At 62.6% G+C, this 1,610-nt stretch carries 2 protein-coding genes; one reads left to right on the plus strand and one right to left on the minus strand.

Annotated elements, in window-relative coordinates; genetic code table 11:
* On the plus strand, positions 1 to 567 hold a 567-nt coding region (locus tag AC1D1X_RS22835), incomplete at its 5' end, for a class I SAM-dependent methyltransferase (protein ID WP_477699281.1).
* Positions 568 to 571: 4 nt separating this feature from the next.
* Here AC1D1X_RS22835 and AC1D1X_RS22840 read toward each other — a convergent pair.
* Positions 572 to 1,610: ACT domain-containing protein (locus tag AC1D1X_RS22840; RefSeq protein WP_477699282.1), on the minus strand; the 1,039-nt coding region annotated here is incomplete at its 5' end.

Consider the following 1,610-nt stretch of genomic DNA (forward strand, 5'->3'; position numbering starts at 1 on the left):
CCCTTGGGCGAAGCGGAACGCGAAGGCATTTCCTCGTCGGCTTGGCCGWTATTCGGTTTGCTCTGGCCCTCGGGCCGCGTGCTGGCCCATGCCATGCTGACCTTCGAGCTGGAAGGCAAGCGCATTCTGGAGCTGGGCTGCGGCCTGGCGCTAGCCAGCCTTGTTGTGCATCGCCGCGGCGGAAACATCACCGCCAGTGACTGCCATCCGCTGGCAGCGGCGTTCCTGCTGGAAAACCTCAAACTCAACCACTTGCCTGCAATGAAATATCAGACGGGCAACTGGTCGCGCGCGAACCCGCTGCTGGAACGCTTTGACCTGATCATCGGCAGCGATGTGCTGTATGACCGTGGCCAGCCGGAGGTGTTGTCGCAGTTCATCGAGCTGCATGCGCTGCCGCACACCGAAGTGCTGATCGTCGATCCGGACCGCGGTAACCGGGCCAGCTTCAATCGCAAAATGGATGCACTGGGCTATTCGCGCACCGAGACGCGCGTGACCAAATTGCCGGCCGGCGGCAGTTACAAGGGGCGTCTGTTGCAATACCTGCGGAAACCAGTCGCCTGAAGCTTCAGGTATTGAGCGCTTCGAGCAATTCAGTCTCGATCGCGATCTGTGCCTTGTTGTGCTGCAGCTCCGGTCCATCGATCAAAAATGTATCTTCCACGCGCTCGCCCAGCGTGCTTACCTTGGCCAGTTGCAGGTTGATGCGGTGACGGGCCAGCACCCGTGCGATGCGGTAGAGCAGCCCGACCCGGTCGCTGGCCGACACGCTGAGCAGCCAGCGCTGGGCTTTTTCATCGGGCCGCAGGTCCACGCGCGGAGCGATCGGGAAACTCTTGACCCGGCGCGATACACGGCCTTTACTCGGAGGCGGCAGAGGTCCGGGGTTCTCGATGGTGCGATCCAGTTCGGCCTCCACCATGGCCGCCAGTTCGCGGTAGTGGTCGGCCAGCGTGGGGCTGACCACCTGGAAGGTGTCCAGCGCATAACCATTTTTCGCTGTGTGGATCTTGGCGTCCAGGATGCTGAAGCCGGCTTCGTCAAAGTAGCCGCAGATGCGTGCAAACAGGTCGGGCGCATCGGGCGTGTAAACCAGTACCTGCATGCCTTCGCCTGCCGACGAACGACGCGCGCGGACGATCGCCTTGGCCTTGCCCACGTGTCGCGAGAGCTGGCGTGCATGCCAGGCGATGTCGGAGGCCTCATGGCGCATGAAATAGCTGACGTCCAGCGTGTCCCACAGTGCCTTGTGTGCCTCGAAAGGTTCGGCGTGCAGGGCCAGTGTGGTCAGGGCTTCGCGCTTGCGGGCCTCCACTTCGGCATCCGCATCGGGCGCGCGGCCACCCAGCACGCGCAGCGTGTAGCGGTACAGGTCTTCCAGCAGCTTGCCTTTCCAGGCGTTCCAGACCTTGGGGCTGGTGCCGCGGATGTCGGCCACCGTCAGCAGGTACAAAGCCGTCAGGTAACGCTCGTTGCCCACGCGTTTGGCAAACGCGGCAATCACTTCGGGGTTGCTCAGGTCTTCCTTCTGGGCGATGCGGCTCATGCTCAGGTGCTCACCGACCAGGAATTCGATGAGTTTGGAGTCTTCGGCGCCAATACCATGC

The sequence above is a fragment of the Polaromonas sp. P1_G4 genome, from assembly GCF_056405475.1.